The sequence below is a fragment of the Nonomuraea sp. NBC_00507 genome, assembly GCF_036013525.1.
Taxonomy (GTDB): domain Bacteria; phylum Actinomycetota; class Actinomycetes; order Streptosporangiales; family Streptosporangiaceae; genus Nonomuraea.
Genome location: NZ_CP107853.1, coordinates 1,403,680 through 1,429,329, shown reverse-complemented (window position 1 = coordinate 1,429,329; position 25,650 = coordinate 1,403,680). Strand labels below are relative to the sequence as shown.

Annotated in this window: 30 protein-coding genes and 2 pseudogenes; 15 read left to right on the top strand and 17 right to left on the bottom strand. The window is 66.2% G+C overall.

Annotation, left to right across the window (positions count from 1 at the left end; genetic code table 11):
- Positions 1 to 24: 24 nt before the first annotated feature.
- The 4 genes from OHA25_RS07350 to OHA25_RS07335 form a co-directional block, all read right to left on the bottom strand.
- On the bottom strand, positions 25 to 582 hold the full coding sequence (locus OHA25_RS07350; RefSeq protein ID WP_327586833.1) for a TlpA family protein disulfide reductase: 558 nt from the start codon (positions 580 to 582) through the stop codon (positions 25 to 27).
- Between the two features lie 165 nt (positions 583 to 747).
- Positions 748 to 933, bottom strand: a complete 186-nt coding sequence (locus tag OHA25_RS07345) for a hypothetical protein (RefSeq protein WP_327586832.1) — start codon at positions 931 to 933, stop codon at positions 748 to 750.
- A 226-nt stretch (positions 934 to 1,159) separates the two neighbouring features.
- Complete coding sequence (locus OHA25_RS07340; protein WP_327586831.1) at positions 1,160 to 1,348, bottom strand: hypothetical protein; 189 nt, start codon at positions 1,346 to 1,348, stop codon at positions 1,160 to 1,162.
- Between the two features lie 126 nt (positions 1,349 to 1,474).
- Entirely contained in the window at positions 1,475 to 1,663 is a 189-nt protein-coding gene (locus tag OHA25_RS07335; RefSeq protein ID WP_327586830.1) for a hypothetical protein, read from the bottom strand.
- Positions 1,664 to 2,402: 739 nt separating this feature from the next.
- Here OHA25_RS07335 and OHA25_RS07330 point away from each other — a divergent pair.
- The 4 genes and pseudogenes from OHA25_RS07330 (at position 2,403) to OHA25_RS07320 (ending at position 4,387) form a co-directional block, all read left to right on the top strand.
- Positions 2,403 to 2,891, top strand: a complete 489-nt coding sequence (locus tag OHA25_RS07330) for a hypothetical protein (RefSeq protein WP_327586829.1) — start codon at positions 2,403 to 2,405, stop codon at positions 2,889 to 2,891.
- Between the two features lie 101 nt (positions 2,892 to 2,992).
- Complete coding sequence (locus OHA25_RS07325) at positions 2,993 to 3,649, top strand: maleylpyruvate isomerase N-terminal domain-containing protein (protein WP_327590940.1); 657 nt, start codon at positions 2,993 to 2,995, stop codon at positions 3,647 to 3,649.
- Positions 3,650 to 3,882: 233 nt separating this feature from the next.
- A pseudogene (locus OHA25_RS61145) lies at positions 3,883 to 3,999 on the top strand (helix-turn-helix domain-containing protein); the annotation flags it as partial.
- A gap of 172 nt (positions 4,000 to 4,171) precedes the next feature.
- Positions 4,172 to 4,387 carry a hypothetical protein gene (locus OHA25_RS07320; RefSeq protein ID WP_327586828.1) on the top strand — a complete coding sequence of 72 codons (216 nt, stop codon included), beginning with the start codon at positions 4,172 to 4,174 and terminating at the stop codon, positions 4,385 to 4,387.
- A gap of 59 nt (positions 4,388 to 4,446) precedes the next feature.
- On the opposite strand, the gene OHA25_RS07315 is transcribed toward OHA25_RS07320, so the two are convergent.
- The 3 genes from OHA25_RS07315 to OHA25_RS07305 all read right to left on the bottom strand — a co-directional run bounded on the left by OHA25_RS07315 (position 4,447) and on the right by OHA25_RS07305 (position 7,060).
- Complete coding sequence (locus tag OHA25_RS07315; RefSeq protein WP_327586827.1) at positions 4,447 to 5,172, bottom strand: hypothetical protein; 726 nt, start codon at positions 5,170 to 5,172, stop codon at positions 4,447 to 4,449.
- Between the two features lie 98 nt (positions 5,173 to 5,270).
- Positions 5,271 to 5,750, bottom strand: coding sequence for a hypothetical protein (locus OHA25_RS07310; RefSeq protein ID WP_327586826.1), 480 nt, complete (start codon positions 5,748 to 5,750; stop codon positions 5,271 to 5,273).
- 1,145 nt (positions 5,751 to 6,895) lie between these two features.
- A complete protein-coding gene (locus tag OHA25_RS07305; protein ID WP_327586825.1) occupies positions 6,896 to 7,060 on the bottom strand; it encodes a MerR family DNA-binding transcriptional regulator in 165 nt (54 codons plus the stop codon).
- 49 nt (positions 7,061 to 7,109) lie between these two features.
- Here OHA25_RS07305 and OHA25_RS07300 point away from each other — a divergent pair, with 49 nt between their 5' ends.
- Complete coding sequence (locus OHA25_RS07300; RefSeq protein WP_327586824.1) at positions 7,110 to 8,159, top strand: aldo/keto reductase; 1,050 nt, start codon at positions 7,110 to 7,112, stop codon at positions 8,157 to 8,159.
- A 363-nt stretch (positions 8,160 to 8,522) separates the two neighbouring features.
- Here the strand turns inward: OHA25_RS07300 and OHA25_RS07295 are convergent, their stop codons facing one another.
- Positions 8,523 to 10,049 carry an MFS transporter gene (locus tag OHA25_RS07295; RefSeq protein ID WP_327586823.1) on the bottom strand — a complete coding sequence of 509 codons (1,527 nt, stop codon included), beginning with the start codon at positions 10,047 to 10,049 and terminating at the stop codon, positions 8,523 to 8,525.
- Between the two features lie 103 nt (positions 10,050 to 10,152).
- On the opposite strand from OHA25_RS07295, the gene OHA25_RS07290 reads away from it, so the two are divergent.
- Positions 10,153 to 11,025, top strand: coding sequence for a helix-turn-helix transcriptional regulator (locus tag OHA25_RS07290; RefSeq protein WP_327586822.1), 873 nt, complete (start codon positions 10,153 to 10,155; stop codon positions 11,023 to 11,025).
- 187 nt (positions 11,026 to 11,212) lie between these two features.
- On the opposite strand, the gene OHA25_RS07285 is transcribed toward OHA25_RS07290, so the two are convergent.
- Positions 11,213 to 11,437: a hypothetical protein gene (locus OHA25_RS07285; RefSeq protein ID WP_327586821.1), complete on the bottom strand. Its 225-nt coding sequence runs from the start codon at positions 11,435 to 11,437 to the stop codon at positions 11,213 to 11,215.
- 117 nt (positions 11,438 to 11,554) lie between these two features.
- Positions 11,555 to 11,704 (bottom strand): hypothetical protein, encoded by a 150-nt coding sequence (locus tag OHA25_RS07280; RefSeq protein ID WP_327586820.1) that lies wholly within the window; start codon positions 11,702 to 11,704, stop codon positions 11,555 to 11,557.
- A gap of 7 nt (positions 11,705 to 11,711) precedes the next feature.
- On the opposite strand from OHA25_RS07280, the gene OHA25_RS07275 reads away from it, so the two are divergent.
- Positions 11,712 to 11,960: a hypothetical protein gene (locus OHA25_RS07275; RefSeq protein ID WP_327586819.1), complete on the top strand. Its 249-nt coding sequence runs from the start codon at positions 11,712 to 11,714 to the stop codon at positions 11,958 to 11,960.
- Positions 11,961 to 12,033: 73 nt separating this feature from the next.
- Here the strand turns inward: OHA25_RS07275 and OHA25_RS07270 are convergent, their stop codons facing one another.
- On the bottom strand, positions 12,034 to 12,900 hold the full coding sequence (locus OHA25_RS07270) for an NAD(P)-dependent oxidoreductase (protein WP_327586818.1): 867 nt from the start codon (positions 12,898 to 12,900) through the stop codon (positions 12,034 to 12,036).
- 181 nt (positions 12,901 to 13,081) lie between these two features.
- Between OHA25_RS07270 and OHA25_RS07265 the strand changes: the two genes are divergently transcribed.
- Positions 13,082 to 13,435, top strand: a complete 354-nt coding sequence (locus OHA25_RS07265) for a winged helix-turn-helix transcriptional regulator (RefSeq protein WP_327586817.1) — start codon at positions 13,082 to 13,084, stop codon at positions 13,433 to 13,435.
- 113 nt (positions 13,436 to 13,548) lie between these two features.
- Positions 13,549 to 13,944 (top strand): annotated as a pseudogene (locus tag OHA25_RS07260) (IS5 family transposase); the annotation flags it as partial.
- 87 nt (positions 13,945 to 14,031) lie between these two features.
- Here the strand turns inward: OHA25_RS07260 and OHA25_RS07255 are convergent.
- The 3 genes from OHA25_RS07255 to OHA25_RS07245 all read right to left on the bottom strand — a co-directional run bounded on the left by OHA25_RS07255 (position 14,032) and on the right by OHA25_RS07245 (position 17,813).
- On the bottom strand, positions 14,032 to 14,478 hold the full coding sequence (locus OHA25_RS07255; protein ID WP_327586816.1) for a DUF6262 family protein: 447 nt from the start codon (positions 14,476 to 14,478) through the stop codon (positions 14,032 to 14,034).
- On the bottom strand, positions 14,468 to 15,406 hold the full coding sequence (locus OHA25_RS07250; RefSeq protein WP_327590939.1) for a tyrosine-type recombinase/integrase: 939 nt from the start codon (positions 15,404 to 15,406) through the stop codon (positions 14,468 to 14,470). Before OHA25_RS07250 ends, OHA25_RS07255 begins: the two co-directional genes overlap by 11 nt.
- A 1,147-nt stretch (positions 15,407 to 16,553) precedes the next feature.
- Complete coding sequence (locus OHA25_RS07245) at positions 16,554 to 17,813, bottom strand: tyrosine-type recombinase/integrase (protein ID WP_327586815.1); 1,260 nt, start codon at positions 17,811 to 17,813, stop codon at positions 16,554 to 16,556.
- Positions 17,814 to 17,866: 53 nt separating this feature from the next.
- Between OHA25_RS07245 and OHA25_RS07240 the strand changes: the two genes are divergently transcribed.
- Both OHA25_RS07240 and OHA25_RS07235 read left to right on the top strand, forming a co-directional pair.
- Positions 17,867 to 18,376 carry a transposase gene (locus OHA25_RS07240; RefSeq protein WP_327586814.1) on the top strand — a complete coding sequence of 170 codons (510 nt, stop codon included), beginning with the start codon at positions 17,867 to 17,869 and terminating at the stop codon, positions 18,374 to 18,376.
- Positions 18,377 to 18,422: 46 nt separating this feature from the next.
- Complete coding sequence (locus OHA25_RS07235) at positions 18,423 to 18,887, top strand: hypothetical protein (RefSeq protein ID WP_327586813.1); 465 nt, start codon at positions 18,423 to 18,425, stop codon at positions 18,885 to 18,887.
- Between the two features lie 940 nt (positions 18,888 to 19,827).
- On the opposite strand, the gene OHA25_RS07230 is transcribed toward OHA25_RS07235, so the two are convergent.
- On the bottom strand, positions 19,828 to 20,223 hold the full coding sequence (locus OHA25_RS07230) for a nuclear transport factor 2 family protein (protein ID WP_327586812.1): 396 nt from the start codon (positions 20,221 to 20,223) through the stop codon (positions 19,828 to 19,830).
- Positions 20,224 to 20,483: 260 nt separating this feature from the next.
- Entirely contained in the window at positions 20,484 to 21,698 is a 1,215-nt protein-coding gene (locus OHA25_RS07225; RefSeq protein WP_327586811.1) for a trans-sulfuration enzyme family protein, read from the bottom strand.
- Between the two features lie 77 nt (positions 21,699 to 21,775).
- Here OHA25_RS07225 and OHA25_RS07220 point away from each other — a divergent pair, with 77 nt between their 5' ends.
- The 4 genes from OHA25_RS07220 (at position 21,776) to OHA25_RS07205 (ending at position 24,664) form a co-directional block, all read left to right on the top strand.
- Positions 21,776 to 22,363, top strand: coding sequence for a helix-turn-helix domain-containing protein (locus tag OHA25_RS07220; protein ID WP_327586810.1), 588 nt, complete (start codon positions 21,776 to 21,778; stop codon positions 22,361 to 22,363).
- 600 nt (positions 22,364 to 22,963) lie between these two features.
- Complete coding sequence (locus OHA25_RS07215) at positions 22,964 to 23,158, top strand: hypothetical protein (protein WP_327586809.1); 195 nt, start codon at positions 22,964 to 22,966, stop codon at positions 23,156 to 23,158.
- A gap of 43 nt (positions 23,159 to 23,201) precedes the next feature.
- Positions 23,202 to 23,783: an RNA polymerase sigma factor gene (locus OHA25_RS07210; RefSeq protein ID WP_327586808.1), complete on the top strand. Its 582-nt coding sequence runs from the start codon at positions 23,202 to 23,204 to the stop codon at positions 23,781 to 23,783.
- Positions 23,780 to 24,664, top strand: coding sequence for a hypothetical protein (locus OHA25_RS07205; RefSeq protein WP_327586807.1), 885 nt, complete (start codon positions 23,780 to 23,782; stop codon positions 24,662 to 24,664). Before OHA25_RS07210 ends, OHA25_RS07205 begins: the two co-directional genes overlap by 4 nt.
- A gap of 300 nt (positions 24,665 to 24,964) precedes the next feature.
- Here the strand turns inward: OHA25_RS07205 and OHA25_RS61140 are convergent, their stop codons facing one another.
- Complete coding sequence (locus OHA25_RS61140) at positions 24,965 to 25,183, bottom strand: group II intron maturase-specific domain-containing protein (protein WP_442942068.1); 219 nt, start codon at positions 25,181 to 25,183, stop codon at positions 24,965 to 24,967.
- Between the last annotated feature and the right edge of the window lie 467 nt (positions 25,184 to 25,650).

Below are 25,650 nucleotides of genomic sequence, written 5' to 3'. Positions count from 1 at the left end.
CGGCTTGTGCATCCTTTCGATACGTCACACCGGCGAGGCGGCGGGCAGCGCCTCAACTTTGAAGGCGCCGGCATGTACCAGGCCGCCTTCCCCGACCAGGAAAAAGGACGGATAGCCGGTGACCGCGAACGCCGTGCCGATCTCATCGCCGGCCTCGCCGGTCACCACGTGGGCGACCGCCCACAGGGCGGCCACGGCCTCATCGGTCACACCGCGGGTGATCGCGTAGACGTGGTCGCGCCCGCCCGGGAAACCGGCGGCCCGATCGAGGAACTTCGGCAGCTCCTCCTTGCAGGGCGCGCAGCTCTCCAGGAAGAACCCAACCAGGTAGGCGCCGGCCGCGCCGTCGAACCGGTCCCGGGTGATGACGGCGCCTTCGGTGGTCACCGCCTTGAACTCGCCGGCGACCGTGCCGACGACCTTGTCCGGCCCGCCCGCGCCGCCCGGCGTCGCGCCCGCCGTACCGGCGCGGGACAGCAGGGCGGCGTGCTCGCGCAGCCGCCGGATGACGCCGTACGTCAGCAGCAGGTTCAGCACGCAGAGCACCCCGACGAACACCACACCAACGACCATGTAGACCATGCCGGCCTCCATCTCCTGACATCTCCCGGCATATCTCGACCGGGACGAACCTACCGAGCCCACCGGGCTCCACGAACGCGCGTGGCGGGCCCGACCCCGACGAAACGGCGGTGGCCCGCGGTCACAGCGGGCCACTCCGAAACTCACCCGGCTGCCATCACCCGCTCAGCAGGGAATGCTTTGGACGCAAAGCCCGCAGTGGTACGTCCCTCCGACCGGACCATTCCACCTGCAGTTGCGGTAGTAATGCCAACGCTCAATACAGCCGCACCACTGGGTGAACTCGTCGGCGCTCGCCTCGGTGCGCGGCACCAGCACGGCGAGCAGCCGGTCGCTAAGATTTTTGATCATGAGCGCGAAACTCCTTTCGCATGCCGTTGGGCAACTCCGGGAAATGCTATAGACACCCACTGTCACCCGGCTGTCGTGTGCCGGGCTGTCGCGACAGCCCGGCGACAGCCCGGCGGTGGCCAGCGACGGGCCAGCTGGGCAGCAAGCCCGACCCGACTCCGACGAAAAGCGGTGGCCCGCGGTCACAGCGGGCCACCCCGAGCGTCAGGCGGCTGCCATCACCCGCTCAGCACAGAATCAGGCTGTCGTAGCAGGGGCCACAGGTGTACGACCCTCCCACAGGGCCGTCCCACCGGCAGGTGCGGTAAAACTGCCGATACTCCCAACAGCCGCACCACTGGGTGAACTCGCTGGCACTAGCCTCGGTGGCCGCCACCAGCACGGCGAGCAGCCGGTCGCTAAGCTTTTTGATCATGAGCGCGAAGTCCTTTCGCATTCCGTCGGACAATTCCGGGAAGGATGTCGGAGCAATTCTGGGAAGGAAACGGACGCCCGCGGTGACAGCGGGCCACCCGAGGGTCACGCGGCCGCCATCACCCGCTCAGCAGAAAATCCCGCTGTCATAGCATGCGCCGCAGCTGTAGCTCCCACCCACCGGACCCTCCCACCAGCAGGTGCGGTAGTAATGATGGGTCTGCCAACAGCCGCACCACTGGGTGAACTGGTCGGCGCTCGCCTCGGTTCGCGGCACCATCACGGCGAGCAGTCGATCACCGAGGTTCTTGATCATGAATGCGATACTCCTTTTCGCATATCGTCGGGGCAATTCAGGAGAGAATCGGGAAGAAGTTAATGCCACATTGCTGTCGCCTGAACGGCCGCAGCAATGAGCATCAGTGGCACCACATACTTAGCGAATCTCGCGGGAGTCTAACTTTCTGGAGCAGGAAGTACGACGACGAATAGAGTAATCTCCGCGGCTGTCGCTGGACTGTCTTCCTGCTGTCTCCTTTGGCAGTTCACGCCTCTCCACGACGCTGGAGCGTGATCAGTCCGTGGGATAATCTGCGGGTGAGCTCAACCGCAAGCGAGCAGCCGACGCGGGAGACTGAGAACGCCGAACGGCGGCATCTGAGGTGCACTCAAACTTTTGGACACGGTGCCAAGTGGTCTGGAAAGAAGGGGCCCGCGGGCAAGAGATATTCAGAGGAGTTCAAGGGCGAGGTCGTCAAGTCCGTCTTGGATGAGCAGTTGACGATTGGTCAGGCCGCACCGCGCCGTGTCGACCCGCTGCTGGAGCTGCGCCTGTTTCGGAGCGTGCCGTTCAGTTCGGCGATTGCGATGGCTCTCTTTGCCTTGCACGGGTTCGGCGACTTCCTGTTCGTGACCGCCCCGTACCTCCAGGACCTGCGCGGCATGTCGGCCCTGGAGGCCGGGCTGTACTCTGCTCCCGGTCGGGGTGCTGATCGTGGTCCTCTCCCCCGCTCACCGGCCGGGTGGTCGGCGGGCGCGGCCCTCGACTGCCGCTGGTGGTCTCCGGGGCCGCGCTGGCACTGGGCTGCGGCGCGTCGATCTGGCTCGGACCGGCCACCGCGCTGCCGGCCGTACTCGCGACCGATCTGCTGTTCGGCATCGCCCTGGGGACCGACAACCCACCGATCATCAACTCGGCGGTCTCCGAAATGCCCGCTTCGATGGCCGGGGTGGCCGCCTCGTTCGCCTCCACAGGCCGGCAGACCGGCACCGCCCTCGGCGTCGCGATCTCCGGAACGATTGTGGGACCGGCCATGGGCAGCGGCGGGACGGCGTTCACCAGCGCGGAGCGCGGCGTGTGGTGGCTCGTGCTCGGACTCGGCGTCGGCATCCTGGTCCTGGGGCTGATCAGCACCGGGCGCTGGGCCTTGGACACCGCCACGCAGGCTGCGCCCTTGTTCGAAGGCGTGGACGTCGGCGCAGCGGCTGACCCGTCACGCGGTGCCACCGGCCCGCGGGAACAGTTGAGCATCCGGCGGTGGTGAGCGTGATCGTGTGGGCGGGTAGCCAGGGCAGGGTGACGATCATCGGGCCGACCGTCCAAGTGCGGTTGTCCGTCATCGCGGCACCGCGCTACCTTGCCGATGTGGATCTCTTCTCACGCTCTTGGACGGCGTTGCGTACGGCGGTCGCCGAACTCTCGGACGAGGACTTCGCACAGTCGTCCGGCTGTACCGGCTGGCTCGTGCGGGACCTGGTGTGCCACCTGATCATCGACGCTCAAGACGTCCTGATCACCCTCGTGACCCCCGCCGAAACAGAACCGACCCGCGACGCGGTGACCTACTGGGATGTCACCCAAACGCCGCCGACCGGCGACGACCCGCTCGACGCGCTGACCGTCCGGCTCGCCGCCGCGTACCAGGAGCCCCGGCTGCTCAAGTTCCACCTCGACGACGTCGGCTCCGCCGCCGGCCGCGCCGCCGAACTCGTCGACCCGGGCCTGCGGGTCGCCACCCGCGAAGAGGTCCTCACCGTGCGCGACTACCTCTCCGCGTACGTCATGGAGTGGACGCTGCACCACCTCGACCTGGTCGCGTACCTCCCGGATGCGGCGGGACCACCCGCGGAGGGGCTCACCCGGTGCCGCGAGATGCTGGAGGAGATCGCCGGGACCGTGTTCCCCGCGTCCTTCTCCGACAAGGACGCGCTGCTGGTCGGCACCGGACGGCGTGCTGCGACCGACGCGGAGAAGGCCGAACTGGGCGAGCTGGCCGCGAAACTGCCGCTCGTCCTCGGATGATCGGCCGGCCGAACGGGCGGTCCTCGACCTGCTCGCCGAGGAGGACCGCCGCGAACTGACCGCGCGGTTCCGGTCGGACATCAACCCGTACGGCACTTTCCGGTGGACAGGACCAGCACGTTCACCGGCTGAGCCACGGTCGTGGTCGGCGGCAGCCTGTTGATCATTGGGCCGCCTGCCCTGCCGAGTGAACGGCCGCGGTCAGCACGGCGCCCAGCTGGACGGCCACCAGGCTGTTCCACATCGGCTACACCATCGAGGGGGTGGACAAGCTGCTGCATCGGCACGGCTGGTCGGTGCAGTTGCCCTCCCGGCGGGCGATCGAGCGGGACGAGCAGGCCATCGCGTTGTGGAAAGCCGAGGTGTGGCCGGCGGCAAAGCCACCGCGGCGGACATGGCGCCTACCTGTGCTTCGAAGACGAAGCCGGGCAGGGCCTGAAGCCGCCGAAAGGACGCATCTGGGCGCCGGTCGGCGCCCGACCGGTGGTGACGGTCCGCGGCAGAGGTTCCGGCCGCATCAACATGGCCGGCGTCGTCTGCATCCGAGACGGCGAGCGGCCGCACCTCTTCTACAAACTGCACGTCTACCACGGCCGCAAAAGCGAACCCAAGACGTTCTCCTGGATCGACCACCGTGACCTGATCGTGGCCACCCACCAGCAGCTCGGCGCACGACGCGTGTGGTGCTGGGACAACCTGAACGTGCACATAGTACGCCAGCCCCCATTCGGTAGTTGAGCTGGGTCTTTGTGGGGAGGGCGTGCGTCTGTGCCGGTAGACGTCGATGAGGTTGAGTGTCACCGCTGCGCTTCCAACTCGGTGAGTCGAGCGCGGATCTCGGCGAACAGCCGCTGGGCTTTCTCGTTGCTCTTGGCGTTCATGCGCGCATACAGCTCCGCCTTGCGGCGGGCATAGGCGAGTTCCAGCGTGGCACGCTCCTCAGCGGGTGTAGAGGTGTCCAGGAGCAGGCGGGCGGCCGCGATGACAAGTTTATAGTGATCGTGCAGGGTATTGGCACCCAGGCCGAGGCCCACCTGATCTTCATGGGCGTCGCGCTCGGTTCCTTCGTGGCCCGTAACCCACTCATTGAGGCGGCGGATGGTTCCCGCGGGATCGCCGACGGCAGGGCCGAGGAGTTGGGATGCGCTGTCGGGATTGAGCCAGGCGCGTATCGCGCGGGCCTCCCACTCGGCGACAGCCGTCCCGTATCGGTCATGCGCGGCCTGGCGGGTGATGCCTCCAAGGGCCTTACCGATTTCTTCCCAGGTAGCGCCGCGCAGCCGCTCGAACACCACGGTGGCGGTCAGGAAATCGCGGCCCTCAGCAGCGATGCGAGCAGCCACCTCTAGCCAGCTGCCCCCATCACAATGGCCATGGTCATGGTGATAGGCGTCGACGCTGGTGGGCACTGCGGCCCGCGCGGCGTCGGACAGTTCACACGCAGCGGCGGACATGGCGAGGCGGGCCAGGCCGTGGAGCGAGTAGCCGATAGAACTCGCGCGGAAGTCATCCGAAGTTGTCACATGTCAAGTAAACCATGACATTTCGATGTAAAGTCATGGTCTACTTGACATGGAGTGCTAGCGAGGGAGTCCCTGCAGCGGCAGCAGCCGCCATGCGTTTAGCTGAGCCGGATATATGCGGTGCCCGGGCGAGCGCGGGCTTGGTGGCGGCGTCGCCAGGCTGGCCAGCGGGCGATGTGTTCTAACGGCGTGATGCGGCTGGTGGCGGACTTGAGCAGGTTCTTGATCTCGGCGACGGTCAGCGGAATTATGCCGGGCTTGGCTGCTGCTGTTGGTCGGGCCTGGTGGATGGTGGGGCTTGAGTGTCGGTGCGACGTCGGGCGGCTGCGGCGCTTGCCGCGCAGATGGCCAGGGCGGCCATGACCAGCACGGTGTGGCGCAGGATCGCCTGCTACGGTGATCAGGCGGGAGAGGGTAGCGGGCTGATCTTCGGGGATGAAGCAGTAGTTGGTCCAGGCGTGTTTGGGCATGCAGTGCTTGGCCACCACTGCTCGCAGGTCAGGCAGCTGACGCTTGGCGTCAGCGCTGGCTGTGCCTTGCCTCTCCTGGCCTGATTCATCCAGCGCTCCCACGGTCATGCCGGCAGGGCCGGGCGACGGCATCCAAATGGGAGATGGCGAAGCGGCGGACGGCGCTCGTCGCGCCCAGGGTGGCCCAACGAGCGCGGTTCACCAGCCGCTGGGTGGCATCGAGGCTGCTCACCTTCCGACTCCCCACCTACGTACCCGAACTGAACCCCGCCGAGGGCGTGTGGTCATTGCTCCGCCGCTCCCTGGCCACTTCGCCGTCACCGACCTAACCAACCTCGCCCGGATCGTCAAACGCAAGCTGAAGAAGATCCAGTACCGGCTCCACCACCTGCTCACCGACTGCCTGGCCCAGACTGGACATCACCCTCGACACCCCGACAAAGCCATAACCGACCCTAAGAATTCAACCTGTGCAGCTGCCCATGGGGTCGGGGTGGCGCTCGTCAGCAGCAACAGAACCGCCTCGTTTGCAGGACTCACCTCCTTCACGCTGCAAGCACAAAGGAGAGACAGTGCATAACAGTCAAATTGGGCATAGACGGCTTGACGAAAGCTTCGCGACAGTGCCTAGTGCTTAACTGCAGATCACTGGTCGAGCTTTGGAGGTTCTCAATGACAGCGACGAAGCGTGGAATCGAATACATGCCCGCTCGTGGAAGCCGCCGAAAGTAGCCTTTATCACCGCTAAAGCCCCAAATCTCCAAGAGAAAGCGGAGGTTCAGGGGGACGACCGGAGCAGCAGCAGTGTCCACTGCTAGTGAACGATCTGCTGGACGTCATAGTCGACGAGCAAGGGCGGACCTCATTTCGGCGTTGGGCCGCCCCCTGCCGCTTGCCGTCATCTGCGAGCTGCTCGCAAAGGCCGCCCGTGGACGCTGATCGACGGTCGTACTCCTGCTGGAGAGGTGGCAGAGCTTCGAAGAAGGCCGATGCCCTCTACGCCTATGACGTCGAGACCGGCCAGACCGGAAGATCACAGATCGTACGTCGAAGGGTGTGTTCGCCTTGTGGTACGGGGTGGCGGGGGCGGATCGTCTGGCAAACGATCGACAATATACGGACGAGCTTCTGGTTGGTGCCGCTGTCGGATGGGCAGCCCGCCGCCATCGAGACCGACACACCGATCGAAGGGCGCGGTGCCGGGCTCGTCGTAGCGGGCGACAAAGATTGCCCTTTCTCTCAGGTCCCGCAGCTTACGGATCGGCCAGCCAGTCGAGGTCACCCTCGTTGTAGACCCGGTGCCCTGCGGCTCCCCGCCGTACCGGCTGGGCCAGCAGCCCCTCCCGCTCGTAGAACCGGAGTGTGTGCACGCTGAGCCCGGTGCGCTCGGCGACCTGGCCGATGCTCAAAGCCGACATGTGGCCCAGTTTGACCTAGAGTCGGCTCTAGATTCTACGGTTCCGAAGTATGAGATATCGCATCCTCGGCGGCACTGGTATCGAGGTCAGCACCCACTGCCTCGGCACCATGATGTTCGGCTCGGCCGGCAACCCCGACCACGATGACAGCATCCGCATCATCCACACCGCCCTCGACCACGGGATCAACTTCGTCGACACCGCTGACATGTACTCGGCGGGCGAATCCGAGGAGATCGTGGGCAAAGCGCTGCAGGGCCGGCGAGACGAGGTGGTGCTGGCGACGAAGGTGCACTTCCAGATGGGGGAGGGGCCCAACCGCAGCGGCAACTCGCGGCGTTGGATCATGCGCGAGGTCGAGGCGAGTCTCAAGCGGCTGCGCACCGACTGGATCGACCTCTACCAGATCCACCGCCCCGACCACCGGACCGACATCGAGGAGACCCTCTCGGCACTGACCGATCTGGTCCGGCAGGGCAAAATCCGGGCCTTCGGCAGCTCGGCCTTCCCGGCGCACGAGACGGTCGAGGCCTACCACGTGGCCCGGCAGCGCGGCTTGTACCGGTTCCGCACCGAGCAGCCGCCGTACAACATCCTGGCCCGCGGCATCGAGGGCGACGTCCTTCCCACGGCGCAGCGGCTCGGCATGGGCGTGCTCACCTACAGCCCGCTGGGCTGGGGGTTCCTGACCGGTCGTTACCGCAAGGGGCAGCAGGTCGACCTGTCGCGGGGCCGCGCCGCGCTCGCGCCAGAACGGTTCGACCCGTCTACCCCGGTCAACGCAGCCAAGCTGGAGGTCGTCGAGGAACTGGTGAAACTGGCGGACGAGCTCGGCTGCACCCTGCCGGCGCTGGCCATCGCCTTCGTCGCGTCACACCCGGCGGTCACCTCGGTCATCCTCGGCCCGCGCACGATGGAGCAGCTGGATGGCTTGCTGAAGGGCGCCTCGCTGGTGCTCGACGACACCGTGCTCGACCGGATCGACGAGCTCGTGCCGCCCGGCACCAACGTCTACCACCCTGTCGGCCTCTGGAGCCCCGCGCCCCTGACCGACCCCGCCTTGCGCCGCCGCCCGCTCGGCGACCGCGCCGCGAGCTGACCCAGAAATGCGTCTGGTCCCCGGGCACGTTACATGACATAGGACCGGCGAGGCAGCAGCGGCTTACGCGGCGTGGGCCCACGACCGACCCAGAGCCTGCTCGATCGTGTGGCAGCCCACGCCGTACTAAATAGCTAGGGCTGGCCAAACGAACGTGGTTACTTGGTCGAGGACGGCCAGATCAAGTTGCTGAAGTCGGTTCGGGTCTGCGATGAGCTCGGCGAACCGGCGTTGTCTGTTCATCCGCTTGCTGGTGCATACCCGTGAGAGGCCTATCTCCGCCGGCCACCTAGGCAAGGGACGGCTTTTGCATCGCTCCCCAAGACGCCGCCGGCTCTCGATCGATAGAGGTCTGCTGGCGACTCATCGAGTCGTGCTTTCTGCTCGATCTGTCGTATCCCCGAATCGGGTATCAGAGTCGGCATGTGCTGCCATTGATCTGGGGAGCCAGCGAAGGGCAAGGATACCGAGCGCTATGTGGAGGCCGCTGGCCGCTGCGGCGGCCACGTGCAGGCCAGTGACAAAGGCGGTCTTCGCCTCCACGGCCGTCGCAGGCACAAGGTCCGGAAGCTGGAGGGTTTCATCCAGGGTGGGTGCCAGGTCCGGCCCCTGGAGTCGGAAGACCAGGGCAGCGAGTGAGCCGAGGAGCGCGATGCCGAGGGCGTTGCCGATCTCGTTGCTGGTCTCCGCAATCGCGCCCGCCGAGCCGGCTCGTTCCGTGGGAACGGCACCGACGGCGGTGTCGGCGACGACGCTGAAACAGATGCCGTAGCCAATGCCCCCGATGGCCGTGGAAGCGACGTACCAGCCGATCCCGCCCGTGATTGCCGTGGGGAGCAGGAACAGCAGACCCGCCGCGATGGAGAAGTGGCAGATGATGAGGGCGGTTCGCTTTCCGATGCGATCGACCACGAAGGGCGTGACGATGCAGGTGATGGTGAGAACCACGGCGCCAGGAAGCGCGAGGAGAGCCGCGCGCAGGACAGGCAAGTCAAGGACGGATTGGAGGTAGATGCCTGCGAGGTACGCGGCCGCGGACCACGCTGCCAACGGCAGCAGCCCGGTGATGATCGCCACCGTGAAGACACGGTCGCGGAAGAGCGAGAACTCGATCAACGGATGCCGAAGGCTCCGCTGCCTGCGCGCAAACCACACCAGCAGCACCAGCCCTGCGATCCCCACGAGAACCGGGACAGTCGACAGGCCTTCTGCGGCGGCGAACTTCAGGCCGTAGATCGTGAGCAGGAGTCCGACCGCGGAGATGACGACACTGAGCGCGTCGACGTGACCGGGGCGAGTCGCACGGACCTCACGGAGCAGGATCGGCGCGAAGAGCAGGAACAGGGCGATGACGGGAAGGTTGATCAAGAAGATCGAGCCCCACCAGAACCGTTCCAATAGGATGCCGCCGGCGACGGGGCCAATGGCGAACCCGGCCGCGAATGCCGCAGCGAAGACGCCGATGGCTTGCGCCCGCCGCCGCGGGTCAGCAAACAGCTCGCTCAACACGGCCAAAGCCGATGGCAGGAGAGTCGCACCCGCCACTCCCATCAGCGCCCGGGCGACGATCAGAAGCTCAGGGCTCGGCGCGAACGCCGCTCCCGCGGAACCGATGCCGAAAGCCGCCGTGCCGATCATGAGCAACCTCAGCCGACCGTACCGGTCGCCAATGTTGCCGAACGCGATGAGCAGGGAGCCGACGGCGAAGCCGTAGATGTCCAGAATCCACAAGGCCTGGTCAGCGGTCGGTGTGAGGGCCTGGCTGATCCGGGGCATCGCCAAGAACAGGATCGATCCGTCCATCGAGACCAGCAGTACGGGCCCGAGGATCACCAGAAGGCCGAGCCAGGCCCGCATGGCCGGTGAGTTGTGCGCGTGCTGTTGAGACATGGTTCGACGGTCCGGCAGGAGGGTCTCGGCAACCACTCCCCTGCCGTGGGTACACCCAGCAGGTATACCCACCAGCGTTCTCTGTCGGCCTAGGCTCGATGTTATGGAGGATCTGGGAGCGTTTCTGAAAAGTCGACGTGATCGGGTCACACCTGCTGATATCGGGCTACGCACTTTCGGCACCGCTCGCCGGGTTCCCGGCCTGCGACGTGAAGAGCTCGCCCATCTCGCGGGAGTGAGCGTCGGATATTACACGCGCCTGGAGCAGGGGCAGGCAGAGACCGCCTCCAAGCAGGTGCTCGACGCCCTCGCGCGGGTGCTGCGGCTCGACCGGATCGAGACGGTTCACCTTCACAATCTCGCTCGACAACCCACGAATCCCGGTCTGTCCGAACCCCCCCAAGAGGAGCCCCATCCACGAGTTCTCGCGCTCCTGAAATCTCTAGGAGACGCGACGCCGGCGGTCGTGCTCGGCCGGCGTGGCGACGTGCTCGCGTGGAACCGTACGGGCCACGCGCTCACTGCCGAGCACATCGCATTCGACTCGCCACAGGAGCCGGCGCGCCGCCCCTCCGTCCCGCGGATGTTCTTCCTTGATCCACTCACCCGTGACCTGCATCGCAATTGGGACGAGCTCGCCCGCGTCCACGTTGCGTATCTCCGGCTCACCGCAGGCCGGTTCCCCACAGACGCACGCCTGGCGGAATTGATCGGCGAGCTCACGATGCGCAGCGACGAGTTCGCGAGGATGTGGACGATAGGGGAGGTCGCTGACTGCACCGTCGGAACCATGCACCTTCAGCACCCCACCGTTGGCGCCGTGAGCCTCGCCTACCAGATCTGGCTCCAGCCCGACAGTCCCGACCACCGGCTCGAGATTTACACCCCGAACGACTCAAGCTCCGCCGACGCCATGCGAATCCTGATGCATCAAAGCCGCCGTGACACCGAGCCAGCCTCTATCCAACAGCACTGAGCTCGGCCTTCCGCGTCAGAGGAGTTGATGAACCAGTTCTGGTCCGAAACACCCATCAGCCGGGGTAGTTTGACGACCCCGTGGACGAGGTTGGAGCAGGTGGCAGGACCACAGCAGGACTCTAAGAGTCCCCGTCGCGCACGAACGGGATAGGCAAGCGTACGCGGCTGGCGCCGTCGGTGAAGTATCAGGTGTTCGTCGAGGTACTCACTGGCCAGTCCCCCAGGGCGAGGCGGCTGAGAAGTGCGGCGCGAACCGGATGACCGTCAAGCAGGGCGCCTTCGACGCGCTCGCCGGGGCCTCGACGGTCGGCCGTCCCGGAAGGAGTCTCGAGGCTATCGAGCTGGAGGCGGCCCACAAGAAGATCGAGCGGCTGCGCGCGACGGTGACCGAGCAGGCCGTCGTCATCCATCTGCACCAGGGAAGATCGCTTGGGGCTGAACGCCGGCTGGTCCCGCCGCAAGTCGACGCATCCGTCAAGGCTGATCTACTGGAGCTCGTCGAGCCCGCGGCCCGCGAAGGCGGCTGGTCAACCCGCCGAGCGGCGGCGACCCTGGGCCTGGACCATGTCCGGGGTGTCGGAGGTGGGGCTGTCCAGGGTACGCCCGTCCAGGGCGGTACGCGGGGCCTGCGCCAGGATGGCATCCATCGCGTCGTAATCGATCAGGCCCAACACCATCAGCTCGTTGGCGATGAGCGCCGCCTCGACGGGTCCCGCTCTCCTCGCGCTCCCGCACCACCAACTGGTCCGCCCTGGCAGGCGTGCGGTTCCACACGGTTACCTCGTAGCCGCCGTCGAGGTAGCGCACGACCTAGCCCACAGCGTGATCAACATGCTGGAGGGCGCGGAGCTGTCGGCACAGGTGCCCCAGGGCGAGGCATCGCTGGAGATCGCTGGCAGGCACCTCACACGCCTCATCGGCTCCTGCCGATGAGTTGAGCTGGTCCGGCCAGTCCGTCAGGTGCGTCCTTGAATGGACGCTTTGTCCGGGCTCGAACCTGTCCGCCTTATGGCTGTCGCGCCGGTTTTCTGAGTACCTCAGTGAGGGCAGAGATGCTGTGATCGCCGTGGCCTGCCTCAGCCGCCCGCCTCATCAGGTCATGGAGCGGGGCGAGCCAGGCCGTGTCGACGTTCGTCTCCTTGGCCAGGTCCTCGTCGTGGGCCGCCGCCGCCAGGAAGAGATTCACCGAGGAGGCGGCGTCGGTGTAAACGCCGCTGTCGATCTCCTTGGCGTAGATCGGCAGCTGGGACTTGATCATGTCCAGCCACTTGCCGGTGAAGCGCACCATCGTGTTCACCTCCAGTCCGCGCGCCTGGACCGCGGCGGCGCCCTGGAAGAAGCCGACGAGTGCCGGCAGTAGCATGGCGCCCACCGCCATCTCGTACAGGGCGGCTAGGTCGGCCTCGTCGCCGAGGTGGACAGTGTCGCCGCCCAGCACCTTCAGGGTCGTCTCGAACTCCTCGAAGGCCCTCTTGTCGCCGCTGTAGCAGAGCAGGGTGTCCGGCGCTCCCACCGCCGAGGGCACGTTCTTGACCGCCCCGGCCAGGAAGCGGGCGCCGTGGTCGAGGGCCCAGGCGGCCGTCTCGCGGGCACCGGACGGGGAACCGCTGTTGAGGGTGACCAGGGCCCGCCCACGCAGGGACGCCCTGGCCGGCCGCAGTGCCACCCGGGTGTCGTCGAAGGTGGTCAGGCAGGTGATGACCAGGGGACTTGCCGCCACCGCGTCCTCGATGGCCTCCGTATGCCTGGCTCCCATGGCGACGAGGGGCGCGGCTTTGGCGGCAGTCCTGTTCCAGACGGTGGTCGGGTGCCCGGCCTTCACGAAGGCCTCGGCCAGTGCTGTGCCCATCGAGCCCAGTCCGATGACGGTCACCGATGTCACGTTTTTTGCGATCATATGCAAACTCCAGCCACAGAGATACGGAGGCAAGCGCGCCGCCCAGGAGACCGTCGTGGTCTTGGCGCGGCGTCTGGTTCATTCTGGCTGGAGCACTTACATTCCCTCAAGTACCCACATTTTTGCCGTATACTGACATATATGTAAGTATAGGCCGGTGAAGGAGATAAAGAAGCGGACGTTCACCTGCGGTCTCGACGCCGCCATCGCCATCATGGGAGGCAAGTGGAAGGGACTCATCCTGTTCGCGCTCCAGGAAGGTCCCCTGCGCTTCGGGGAGTTGCGGCGCGCAGTGCCCAGCATCAGCGAGCGGGTGCTGATCCTTCAGTTGCGGGAGATGGAGACCACCGGACTGCTGCATCGCGAGGTCTACCACCAAGTCCCGCCGAAGGTGGAATATTCGCTCACCGAATTCGGCCATTCCCTCAACACCGCGATGGCGCCGCTCGGGGAATGGGGCGAGGAGCACATCGAGCGCATCGAGGCTATCCTGTGGGACCAGGTGGGGTGAACTATGTGGATCCATAAGGTGCTCGCGGGACTTAGTGGGTGTTTGAGAAGGGTCGATAACGGCGGGCGTGTCGCTGCTGCGTCGGGCGGCAAGGCGGCGATAGTAGACGGATGCTGCGGGACCGCCGCTATCCCTCTGATCTCACCGATGCCGAGTGGGCGCTGATCGAGCCCCTGTTACCCCCGCCCCGGACGGGCGGTCGACCCGAGAAGCACTCGCGCCGCGACATTGTCGACGCCATCTTGTACGTGGTGCGGACCGGGTGTGCTTGGCGGCAACTGCCGTTCGACTATCCGCCTTGGCAGACGGTGTACTGGTACTTCGTTCGCTGGGAGCAGGCCAAGGTCACCGAGCAGATTCTTTCAGTGCTTCGCCGGCGGGTTCGTGCCCAGCAGGGGCGTGCTGCAGAGCCCTCGGCCGGAATCATCGACTCCCAGAGCGTCAAGGGCGCCGACACTGTCCCGTGCACCTCGCGTGGCTACGATGCGAATAAGAAGATCAACGGCCGTTATCTTGAGTCGTGGAAATGATCACGCTGTTGACCTGGCGCTCAACGAGAGAGACGGCGTCCTCGACGAAGGCGTCTGGCCTCCCGCTCAACACGGTCCGATCGTTTTCGAGGATTTTCTCTTCGGCGTGTCGCGGTTGCCGGGTTCGCCGAGGATGTCGCGTGTTCGGCGTTCGCCGAGGGCGCGGGCCAGCGCGTCGCGGAGCTGTCGATTCTCCTGCTCAAGGGTGCGGATGCGGGCGGTGGCGATCTCGAGGCGTCGTAGCAGCGAGGTTTCGGAGGTGCGTTGACGTTCCGGCGGCGCCGGGCTGGCCGGTCGCGGTGAGCGTTCACGGAGTTGTTGGATCTCGGCTCGGAGGTCGGCTTGGGCGTAGAGCCAGGACCGGGAGACGCGGGCCTCGCGGCTGACGGTGTCGAAGTTGATCCGTTTTCCGGTGGCGTCCATGCGGCGGAGCGCGGCCAGGGCCCGCCGGCGGGTGTCTTCGGCGCGTTGCTGGGCGGCGGCGATGAGGTGGCGGGTGTTGTCAGCTCGCATCGGCTGTCCCTGGAGCGGGCTCGTTTTTCTCGATCTCGCCGATCATGCGGTCCAGGTTGGTGAGGACCTGCTGGTTCATCTCCACGACGCGGGCCTGGCCTTTGCTCTGGGAGATGTCGATGAGGGTGAGGGTCCGGTGGCGTTGCTCGCGCAACTCTGGGAGGAACTCCGGTCCGGTGATGAAGACCGGGCAGGTCAGGCAGGCGTTGGCGTGTGGGCAGCTCTTTTGGATGGGCAGGCCGCAGTAGCCGTTGGGCAGGGTCTGCGTGGCCATGCCGACGCGGGTCTTGGCCCACTGTGCCTGCGCGAGCGGCCCGTCGGGGGCGAGGGTGACCCGCTCGCCCTTGATGTTGACCTTGGTGGCTTGTTCCCAGTGCCGCCGGACCGTCTGATCGGTGATTTTTGCGTAGCGGGCCGTCATCCGGTGGGACTCGTGGTCCAGCAGGACGCGGACGACCTCTTGAGGGACGTCGCGGTTGATCAGACGGCAGGCGAAGGTGTGCCGCCACTGATGTGGGGTCAGCATCACCGGACGCCCGTGCTCGTCACGGATCTCGCAGCTGTCCAGCCAGCGGTTGAGGGAGCCGCGGAAACTGACGGGCTGGACCGGGATCTTCCCGATGGCGTTGGAGTTCGGCCGCGGGAACAGGTGCGGAGTCCCTTCGGGCCACCGCTCGAGGCCGCGGCACTGCTGGGCGATGATCTCGGCCTCGAGCTGTTCGTCGATGGGGACGGCCGCCTCACGCTTCATTTTGGTGTTGAGGTAGCGCAGGTAGGGAGCGCCCTGCCCGTCGCGCAGGAGACAGTCGAAGGCGAGCCCCAGGACGCTGGAGATGCGCAGGCCGCACCGGATGAGGATCAACGTGATGAGTCGCCCGGCGGGGTCGGGCCAGCGATCCAGGTTCTCCGGGGCCTCGACCTGCGCCATGACGTACTCGGCCAGACGACGGTTGAGTTTCTCAGGGACCGGCGCGGTGTCGCCGGGGAAGAAGGTCGCGGTGCCGGGCAGCGTGTCGTCCCAACCGTTGCGGCGGATGTCGCGCAGGAAGGTGTTGAGCTGCCCGATCCGCGTGTTCTTGACGCCAAGGCCACCCGGTCCGCTGTTTACCCAGGCCAAGTGCCGTTCCAGCAGCGGCCGGTCGACCTGGGCGAGGCAGGTGATGGCGGCCGTGGTGAGCAGGTGGCTGAAGCAGGCCAGCGCGTCAAGCCCGGCCTTGGCGATGGCGGGGCTGAGCCCGGACGAGAGCCGCAGCCGAAGCCATCGCTTGGCCAGCTCGCGCAGCCAGGGCTGGGTGATGCGGTCGAAGCGCAGATGGGCGCGTTCGGTGGGGTGGCCGGGAGGCATCTCGACGCCGGGTAGCAGGTGAAGACGCCAGACATCACGAGGGTATTCGACCTCCCACCCGACGCCGTCACGCAAAATCTCCACGGCTTCCCGCGCATCCAGCAGGAAGATCCCACCCGAGCGCATCCGTGAGTGGAACGTCGCGCGCCACTCCTGCGGCGAGAGATCCAGCAGCGAGGACACGCCGGCGGCCTGAGCGCGATGTATCGCCTCGGCCACGAACTGTGGGGTGACCGTGCGCAGCCGTTGATCGTGGCGGTGCTGGAGCGCGTATTGGAACTCCAGCATCAGCTGGGGCGCAAGTCCTCGCAGGTCGATGGTGGGGCTGCCGGCGAGTTGGCAGTCGATGATGAAGTCCTCCGGGTTGGGGCAGCCGGCGCGCTCCCACCGATCCTGGTGGCTGAGGCAGAAGACCTTGGCGCTGTTCTCCACCCAGAGCGTGCAGAACGGCATGCCGCACTCGGCGCTCCCGGTTGTGGTGACGACCGCCTGCTCGATCCATGTCGCCAGGTCGGGACGGCCATGCCGGGCCCATTTGTCGTAGTGCTTGCAGCACAACCCGCGACCGTTGACCCCGAAGCGGCAGTCGGCGACGGCGCATCGGCGAAGGCTCGCGTGACCTCGGACCGGCGGGCCGGGAGCGGCGAGGAAGTCGGCCATGTCGGGGCGGCCGCGGTGCCGCCACCGGATGACGTGGCCGTTGCAGAGACCGTGCTGGGCGACGAGGCGATCACAGTCGCTCACCGCGCATTCGGTGGTGATGAACACCGGGTCGTGGGGGTCGGGGTGGTAGACCTCGACGCGAAACTCGGCACGCACGCTGGCCAGCAGCGTCTCCAGCAGACCCGCCCTGGCGGGGATCGATCCGGCGATCATAGCCGGACCTCCCGTCCGGTGAACCAGCCCGCGGCCTCGAGGGTCCGGCGGGCGTCCTCGATGGTGAGGTGCCGTAGGTGTCGATGGTCGTGGTGATCGAGGCGTGACCGAGGAGTTCCTTCACGCTCTCCATTCCGGCGCCCCGGCGCAGCAGCCAGGTCGCGTAGGTATGCCGGTATTGGTGGGGTTCGAAGTCGATCCCGGTGCGACGGCGCAGCCGCAGGACCAGGTCATAGACGGCCGGGTAGGCCCATGGCCGCCCGTAGGGTTCGGCGAAGAGGTTGACGAAGACGTAGTCGGAGTCCAGCGCGCCGTACTCGCGGGTGAGGTAGTCGGCATAAAGCCGCATCAGCTCGGCACTGGCCGGAATCGTTCGTGAGATGCCGGCCTTGGCGCGGGCCCGGTTGGCGTTCGAGCGGGGTGTGACGGTGATGGTCTGATCGGCGATTCCCATGTCCTCGTGCCGAAGACCCAGGGCCTCGCCGATCCGCAGGCCGCAATCCAGCAGGACGGCGAACAGCAGCCGGTCGCGCAGGTGCTCACAGGCGTCCAAGACGGCCTGGGCCTGCGGGGCGGTCAGAACCTTCGGCCGAGGTGGAGACGATTTCAGCTTGATCGCACCGCGCCGCTCCGGCTCGCCTTTGGTGACGTGGTGCAGGAACGATTTGAACGACGTCGCGGCTCCGCGACGTCGCCCGGGCTGCATAGTGATCAACAGTCCGGCCAGCTCGACATCGCCGTGCCGAGCGTGGAACTCGCAGAACGAGGTTAAGGAGGAGAGCTTGCGGTTCACGCTGGCCGCCGAGCAGTGGTGGGCGACCGTGGGCAGCACCGTAACGTTCCCGGTGCGTGTCTCGGGCGGCAGCCGCAGCCACGCGACGAACCCGGCGACATCCTCCAGCGTCGCCACGCGCCAGCTGAGGCGGTGCCCATGCAGGTAGGCGAACCAGTCCTTCAAGTCGTGGGCGTAGGCCTTGACGGTATTGGGTGATTTCTCGATCGAGGTCAGGAAGGCCAGGAACTGCTCCACCGGCTCGATCGGGACCTGATCATCGTCGAGGACAGTCCACGACTCTTCCTCCGAGTCCGGCATGAGTACTCGCTGAACGCGCATCTCCCCTCCCGCTGTTGCGTGCTGGACAGCGGTAGGTAATCGCATCCACGACGATGATCGGGCAGGCTCGGACGTTCGTCGAGTACGTCACAAACAGCCAGAGAGGGACTCAAGATAACGGCCGCAAGCGGTTCATCGTCACAGACACCCTGGGCCTGCTGCTGGTGGTGTGCGTGATGGCGGCCTCGGTCCAGGACCGCGACGGCGCAAAGACCACTCTGCTGAGTGCGTACCTGCTCACGCCGGTCCGGATCATCTACGCTGACGCCGGATTCGCCGGCGCCCTGGTCGAGTGGAGCCGGCGCGTCCTGGCCACCACGCTGTACATCGTGCGTAAAGCACCCGGTCAGATGGGGTTCGCTGTAATCGCTCGTCGCTGGGTGGTGGAACGCTCGCTGGCCTGGCTGACCAGCCACCGCCGCCTGGCCCGCGACTATGAACGCCATTCCGCCAACTCCGAAGCCATGATCCGCTGGGCCGCCATCAGCACCATGGCCCGCCGTCTGGCCCGCGGCAGACCGGCCACTCGCCCCGGCCCTCGCCTCCTCGAACCTGCTGGCTGAGATACTGGCCCGACACGGGGCAGGCTGTTCGGCGAAGGGGAACACTGTGCGTCAGGCCATCGATACCGCGCTGTTGTCCATCATTGGCTATGTCAATCAGGCGATGTTCGCACTCTCCAGGGGCCGCGTGGTGCTCTATCGCTTCCATGGCATGCCGGGAGCGCTCCTCACCATCACCGGACCGGCCGCGCCCGTCGGCGAGACCGTGATGGTGTGTTACCTCCCGGACGGCGACGATTACATTGTCCTGGCCACAGAGGTCGAGACTGGAATCTCGGCCGCACTGCGCACCGCCACTGCCGCGACCCTCTTTGATGAGCAGATACCCGTCGACATCACCATGCTGACCGACGCCACCGAACGCGCCGCTCTGCTCAACCGACTCCTCAAGCAGGCTTCCATCTATGAACGTCACGAAGTGACGCAGCACCATCAAGTCCCCATCGCTCGACTGACACCGCACTACAGGCCCACACCCCGTAGCTCGGTCGTATTTGTTGGGCTTCCCTGAAGAGGTTCAGGGGCACCGTCCACCGCAAGCACGCCTTCCTTCACCTGCCAGGCCGGTTCCACGTCGGCTTCCCTCAAGACATTCATCCGCTGGCCGCTTCTCAAACACTCACTTAGCCCTGAGGATGGCAGCGTCGCATGACGTGGACTCTTGAGAAGACATGCCAATTGAACATCACAGACCGCCTGGACCGCGGCGGAAGTGCCGGAACCCGCCACACCGTGACGATCCAGCCGGGCGGGTGACGGCGGGCCACGGTCCAACGACGGTCGTCGTCGATCTCTTCCTGCAGCAGCGCCGCCGCGTCGCGGTCGGCGATACGGCGGCGTTCGTGCAGGCGGCTGGCCTCGGCGCGGCCTGCCAGCGCAGTACCCGCACGTGATCCAGGCCCAGGTAGGTCGCCGACGGCCATACCGACCAGCCGCCCCGGCGGGGCGTGTACGCTTACCTGTCCGCTCGTACGCGACCTGGGTCCTGCTGTGATCCTGTCACCTGCTCCAACCTCTTCCACCGGATGATCAAACTACCCGCGGCGGATAAGTGTTTCGGACCGGGACTGGTTCATTGACTCTGACGCGGAAGGACCAGTATCCGGATGTGACGTTCGTGCCGATCACCGGAATCCCGCGCTTACAGACAGCGCTGGTGTGGCTCACCGCAAACCCAACGCCCGCATCGACGCCTTCGTCAGAGCCACGCGGGAAGTGCTGGACGCGGACGCCCGTCGCCATAGGACTTGGGACCTGCAACAATGAGGTGCCCTCCTGGTCGAGCGCGAGGATGATCTGCCGAGTCGGCTCCAGCGGGAGCATGCTGGACAGCCGCGCAGGCCGCCGGGCGTCGGGCGAGATGAGCCGCTGTCCGTGGGGATGACGAAGCTTCGCGGATTCTTAGTGCTGACGAAATGGTGGATCAGCGCGATGCCCGGATGATCCCCTCATCAAGACTGATGGGGAGGGGCATGCCCGATATCTCCGTGAACCCTGCGGTAAGCGTCCTTGACCCGGATCCGGTCGCCGTCGAACTCGTAAAGGTCACAGCCATCCACCCGGTGCACTTGCCCGTCTTCGTCCGTGCGCGTGTAGAACCACTGCCCAGCGCCGCGCTCGCCGGCGATGAACGCGTTGCCGGCATGTGACTCGAAGCCGGCGTCGTAGGCGAGCATCAGCTCAAACCCGCGGCGCACCTCGGCCCGCCCCCGGAACGTCGTGCCCGGCTCCGGCCCGACGGAGGCCCGGAAGGTGCAGTCGTCGGTCATGAACTCCATGAGCCGGTCGAGGTTCTTGTCGCGCCACGCATCGCCGAACTCGGCCAGGCGCTCCAGGGTCATCGCCATGTCTCGGATCCTTCCTTGAGTTTGGTCGTACCAGTGGAATTAATGTTCTCTGGGACTTACAAAGCTCACCGTTCGGTGAATGGCTGTTCAGCCGCTATGTGTACATGGCTTGAGTGGGCGCCGTGATGATGGAGGACGCCGATGCCGCAGCCAAAGCGGGAATGAGTGTATGAACGCACCGGATTTGGTGGAGGCCGCCAAGAAACTCGGAGCGTTTTTATTCTGGAACCGACCTGAACCGATTACGGCTCGCCGGGTGGCTACAGCACCGACAATGCTCGATCCAGATCAGAGCACAGGTCTTCGGGATCTTCCAGGCCGATCGACAGGCGGAAGAATCCATCGCCCGCCCATTCGCGATAACGTCGCAAGTGGGCTTCGTCAAGTTTGAAGGTGGTGTGCTGGAGGTCCGCCGTACGCGCCTCGAGGATGAGGCTTCGCGACAATCCCAGCGACGCCGCGAAGTAGAAGACCTGCAACTGGTTCTTCAGACCCCTGCCGAACCGTTCATGATCTGTGACGGTGAACGCGATCATGCCGGACGGGCTGTTCATCTGCCGCTGAGCCAAGGCGTATTGCGGATGGGACGGCAATCCGGGATATCGCACCGAAACCACCCTGGGATGGTCCTGAAGAAATTGTGCGACCTGCGTAGCGCCTCGCGCGTACGCGGCCATGCGGATCGGTAGGGTTTCCAGTCCTCGCAGGATCAGCCAGCAGTTGAACGCGCTGAGAGTGCCGCCGAGGTGGACCCCGACTTCGCGTCGCAACCTGTCCATCGGCTCTGCCCTGCCGAGTACCGCGCCTCCCAGTGCGTCGCCGTGGCCGCCCATGTACTTGGTCAGGGAGTAGACAACATAGTCGGCCCCGAGATGCAGGGGCTGGGTGACCGCCGGCGTGGCGAAGGTCCCGTCGATGCACAGCTCCGCCCCGTGCCGGTGCGCCACATCTGCCAGCGCCTGGATGTCCACCAGCTTGAGGACCGGATTGCACGGCGTCTCGGCGTAGATTAGGCGGGTGTTCGGCCGCAACGCCCCCCGGACATCGTCGAGGTCCGACATGTCGGCGACACTCACCTCGATGCCTAGACGGCGCAACAGACCACGGGTGAACTCGGCGGTGCCCGCATAACTGATATCGCTGACCAGCGCATGGTCCCCCGGGGAGAGCACCTGCAGCATCAGACCGGAGATCGCCGCGATGCCGGTGGCGAACACCACAGCCGCCTCTGCGCCGTCCAGCAGGACTAGCTTGTGTTCGAGTTGGGCGGCGTTCGGATGCCCCTCTCGCGCGTAGGCGAACGGCACGTCCTGCCCCACGGTCGCCTCCGCGCTGAAGCCAATGCTTCCGTACTCGGCCGCGAAGTTTACGGAAGTCGCGATGGGGGGTCCGATGGCACCCGTGGAAGGATCAAGGCCAACCCCACCATGAACAGCGATCGTGCTGAAGCCCATATCGGCCAGGTCTCGTTGCATCGGCGCCTCACTGGTCGTCTCTACCTCGATGATGCATTATAGTGCACTATAAAGTGCATCCACTCAAGAGGTGGCGGATGACGAGCGTGGACGACATGGCGCAGGTGATCGCATCCAACGTGCGCGCCGCTCGCCAGGACCGCGGCTGGACCCTCGATCAGATGGCCAAGCGTTGCGGTGTGAGCCGGCGCGTCCTCGTGCACATAGAACAAGGCCAAGCCAACCCCAACATCGCCACCTTGTTGCGGATCTCTGACGCCCTAGGGATAGGGTTGCCCCACCTGGTGGCGCTTCCCGAACTGCCCAAACCGCGTGTCGTACGGGCCGGTGACGGCCCGCGACTGTGGCAGGGCAGCCACGGAGGGCATGCTCATCTCGTGGCCGGGAGCGGGCCGCCCAACGTACTGGAACTGTGGGACTGGACACTATTTCCCGGCGAGACACACAGCAGCGAGGCACACACTGCAGGCACCATCGAACATCTCCTAGTGATCAGCGGTGAAGTTCACCTCCACGTCGCCGACCACGAGACGCGTCTGCTCCCAGGGGACGCCGTCAGCTTTCATGGAGACCAAACCCACTGCTATGCGAATGCAGTCGCAGCCGATGGCCCAGCGCGGTTCACTCTCAGCGTCTTCCAGCCCGGAGTAGGCATTATTTCTTGAGCGGATCGAGTCCATGCCACGTGAGTCTCACTATTCAGCCGAACCACGTCGGCTCGCTCACGAGTGCGGCGGGATGGCCCGACCGAGTGCAGTTGGTGTGGGTTCAACAGGAGGATGAACAAACGAGTCGCCGAAGCACCGTCCGCACAGGAGCGGCGTCCGGTCCGTGCAATCGAGGACCAGCGAGCCACAAATCGAGATCATCTTCTCACCGCAAGGTTGGGAACGATGAGAAATCCCAGGCCGGAAGGGTATGGGAGTGGTCGGCAACGTCAGGCCCTGGCTCAAACGGACTCGTGATGGAACCGCGGGTACCAACCGCCGGTGTGCTCATCCGGCAAACCACCCGCATGTCTACCTGGTCGGTGACTGTGGCTGCCGATGTCGAGACAAGGACATCGAGGTCCTTCGCCCTCCGCCACCAGATCACCATTCTTGAAAGACAGCTCAGCACGGACGCCAGGGTGACGTTCGCTCCGGAGGAGCGCGCCTTCTGGCCCCGCTCCTGGCACCGATACCTCCGCAAGGCCATACGCCGGCTGCGGCTACATCTGCGGCCGGATACCGTCCTGGAGGAGGTGATCGACGCTGCTGGCCGGGATGGCGCCGGAGGTTGGCGCCGAGCGGTGGATCGGCGACATGGACATGGCCGGGCTCTCGGGCCAGGCGGCCGACGGTCGGCGCCTGGACACCTGCCCCGGCGATCCCCTGGGCGGAGAGGCGCTCGCGGACGGGGCCGCGCACGATGTCACCGGCGAGAGCAGGGAGCAGGTCGTGGCGAACGCCTCGTCATGATGGTTCGCGACACACCTGTGGGCCTGCCGGACATGACCTAAGCATGAACGTCACCGACACCGGGCTACCGGAACGCACCCAGCGCTTCGCCCGCCTTTATGAGCAGACGTATGCCGCGTTGCTGCGGTTCGTCGAGCGTCGCGTCCATCCCTCCCATGCCGAGGATGTGGTCGCTGACGTGTTCCTCGTCGCCTGGCGGCGCCTGGACGATCTGCCCTTGGCGGCGGACGAGGCGCGGGCCTGGCTCTTCGGCGTGGCGCACCGCACTCTGCGCAACGGGCTGCGGGCCGACCAGCGGCGGCAGGCGCTCACCGTCCGCATCGCCGACGACCGGCTGAACGGCGCCGCGGCGGCTGGACTGGATCCCGAGCTGGTGGCAGGTCGGCTCGACCTCGTCCAAGCGTGGCGGCGGCTCAGCCCACGCCACCAGGAGACGCTCGCCTTGGCCGTGTGGGACGGCCTCACAGCGCCACAGGCCGCGCGGGTGCTCGGCATTTCCCCCGTCGCGTTCCGGCTCCGGCTCACCCGGGCCCGACGCGCCCTGCGCCACCACGCCGACGCGGCCCCCGCCACCACACCCCAGCCCGTGGCGACCGCCACCGTCAACTCCCGGAGCACGCGATGAACGACACCCTTGACCACACTCTGCGCGACCTCGACCCGGCCGTCACCCCCGCCGACCTGGACACCAGCACCGACCCCAAGGCCCGGGCCCTGCTGGCCAGGGTGGTGGCCACCGATCCGATGGGGACGCCCGCACCAGCGCCCCACAGCCCTCGCCTACTCACCAGAGGGCGGCTAACCGCCGTCGGCGCAGGGGTGGCCGCCGGCATCACGGCAGCACTGCTATTGCCCGGCGTGTTCGGCGGCGGCTCAGCGATAGCCGCGTGGACCGCGACGCCGCACACGGTGAGCGGTGACCGAGCCACCGACGCCCAGGAGAAGTGCCTCGACAACGCCCAGGAGGCCGCCAAGGAGACGACCGGGCGCGACCTCGGCTTCCGGCCCGTGGTGACCGAGGGCCGGGGACCATGGACGCTCGTCTACGTCAACGACGACGGCAGCCATCTGGCCGAGATCACCTGCCTGCTCCGCGACGGCGACCTCGTCGGCTCGACGGGCAGCATGCCGGGGCCCGACGCACAACCGCTTGCGCCGGTTCCCGCGGGATCGGCGCGGGCCGACCTCGGCACGGTCATGAGCACGAGTGAGGAGAGCGTGCGTGTCGTGACCGGCAGGATCGGCGCCGGCGTGATAGGCCTGGAGCTCACCACGGAGACGAAAGGCAGCGTCACCGCGACCGTCACAGGCGGCTACTTCGCCGCCTGGTGGCCGGACTCGCCGACGACGGTGGAGCGCGGGGATCTCTCACCTCGTGGCGGCGTCAAGAGCGTCACGGCAATCCTCCAGGACGGGTCGCGGCACAACGTCTCCCTCGAGGAGCTCACCGGCCGGACGAGCGCGCAGCTGAACACATCAGCCACAAGCGGCTCCACGCACGGCTGACCTGGCCATCCGCGGCGGCGCCTGGCCTCAAGGTCCGGCGCCGTCGAATATCGGGGGGACGGGCACGTCCGCCGGTTTCCCGGTCGGCTGTGCTCTCCCTGATGACCGGGGCCAGGTCATTCCTTCTCCTGCGTCCGTTACCTCGAACTGGGGTTCAGTTCCCGCACCCAGCTCACCGACGCCGTTCACCGTCGGCATGCGGTCTCTCCCGCGAGGGCTTGTTGGCCCAGGTGCCACCGGTTCCGGACGGGGAGATCAACCCGAGTCGATTGGGCGAAGAGTAGGCGACCGTGTTCAGCCTCAAAGGCGCCCGCGTTTGTGTCGCTTTCCGATGAAGATCGCCATCCGCTCAGTGACGTACTCCCTGATCTTGTTGCAAGGGAGATTTGAGTGTGCGCACTGGAAGTATGCCACTCCGCCCCGCAGAAACTCCTTGAGTTCCTGCGCTACCACGTCGTTGCTCAACAGCACCCGCGACCGGGTCAAGAGTTCGAGGATCCTGTCCCGAGCACGCTGCATGCCCTGAGGCCCAGCGCGATCCGTGCACCAGCCGCGATGACCTCGACCGACGATGAAGCGGTCCGAGCGGGAGCGGCGCCTATGGCGAGCGCCGACGGCGACCGCGAGGGTGGCGCCCGCCTATCACCGAGGGACGGACAAGCTGTGGCGAAGACCCACGTAGGCGTCCGCCCCCGGCGCGATGACCAAGGGCGGCCCACTGCACACCGCACCATCATAAACGGAGACTGGGACGTTCGTCCTATTTGCCACCTGCATGAATCCCGTGCCGGTCGAGATGCAACCGGCCGGCGGGTTGGAGACAACCCTCTGATAACCGTCGGCTCCACTCAGGACGAGACGCCCCGTCGCGGCCAGCGCGGGAGAGGTCACGACACCCGCCAATCCAACGGCGGCGATCGCCATCACGATACCTTTTCTGATTTTCAAAGTACCTTCCTCCCTTTCCATATGATCTAAGGGCGAAC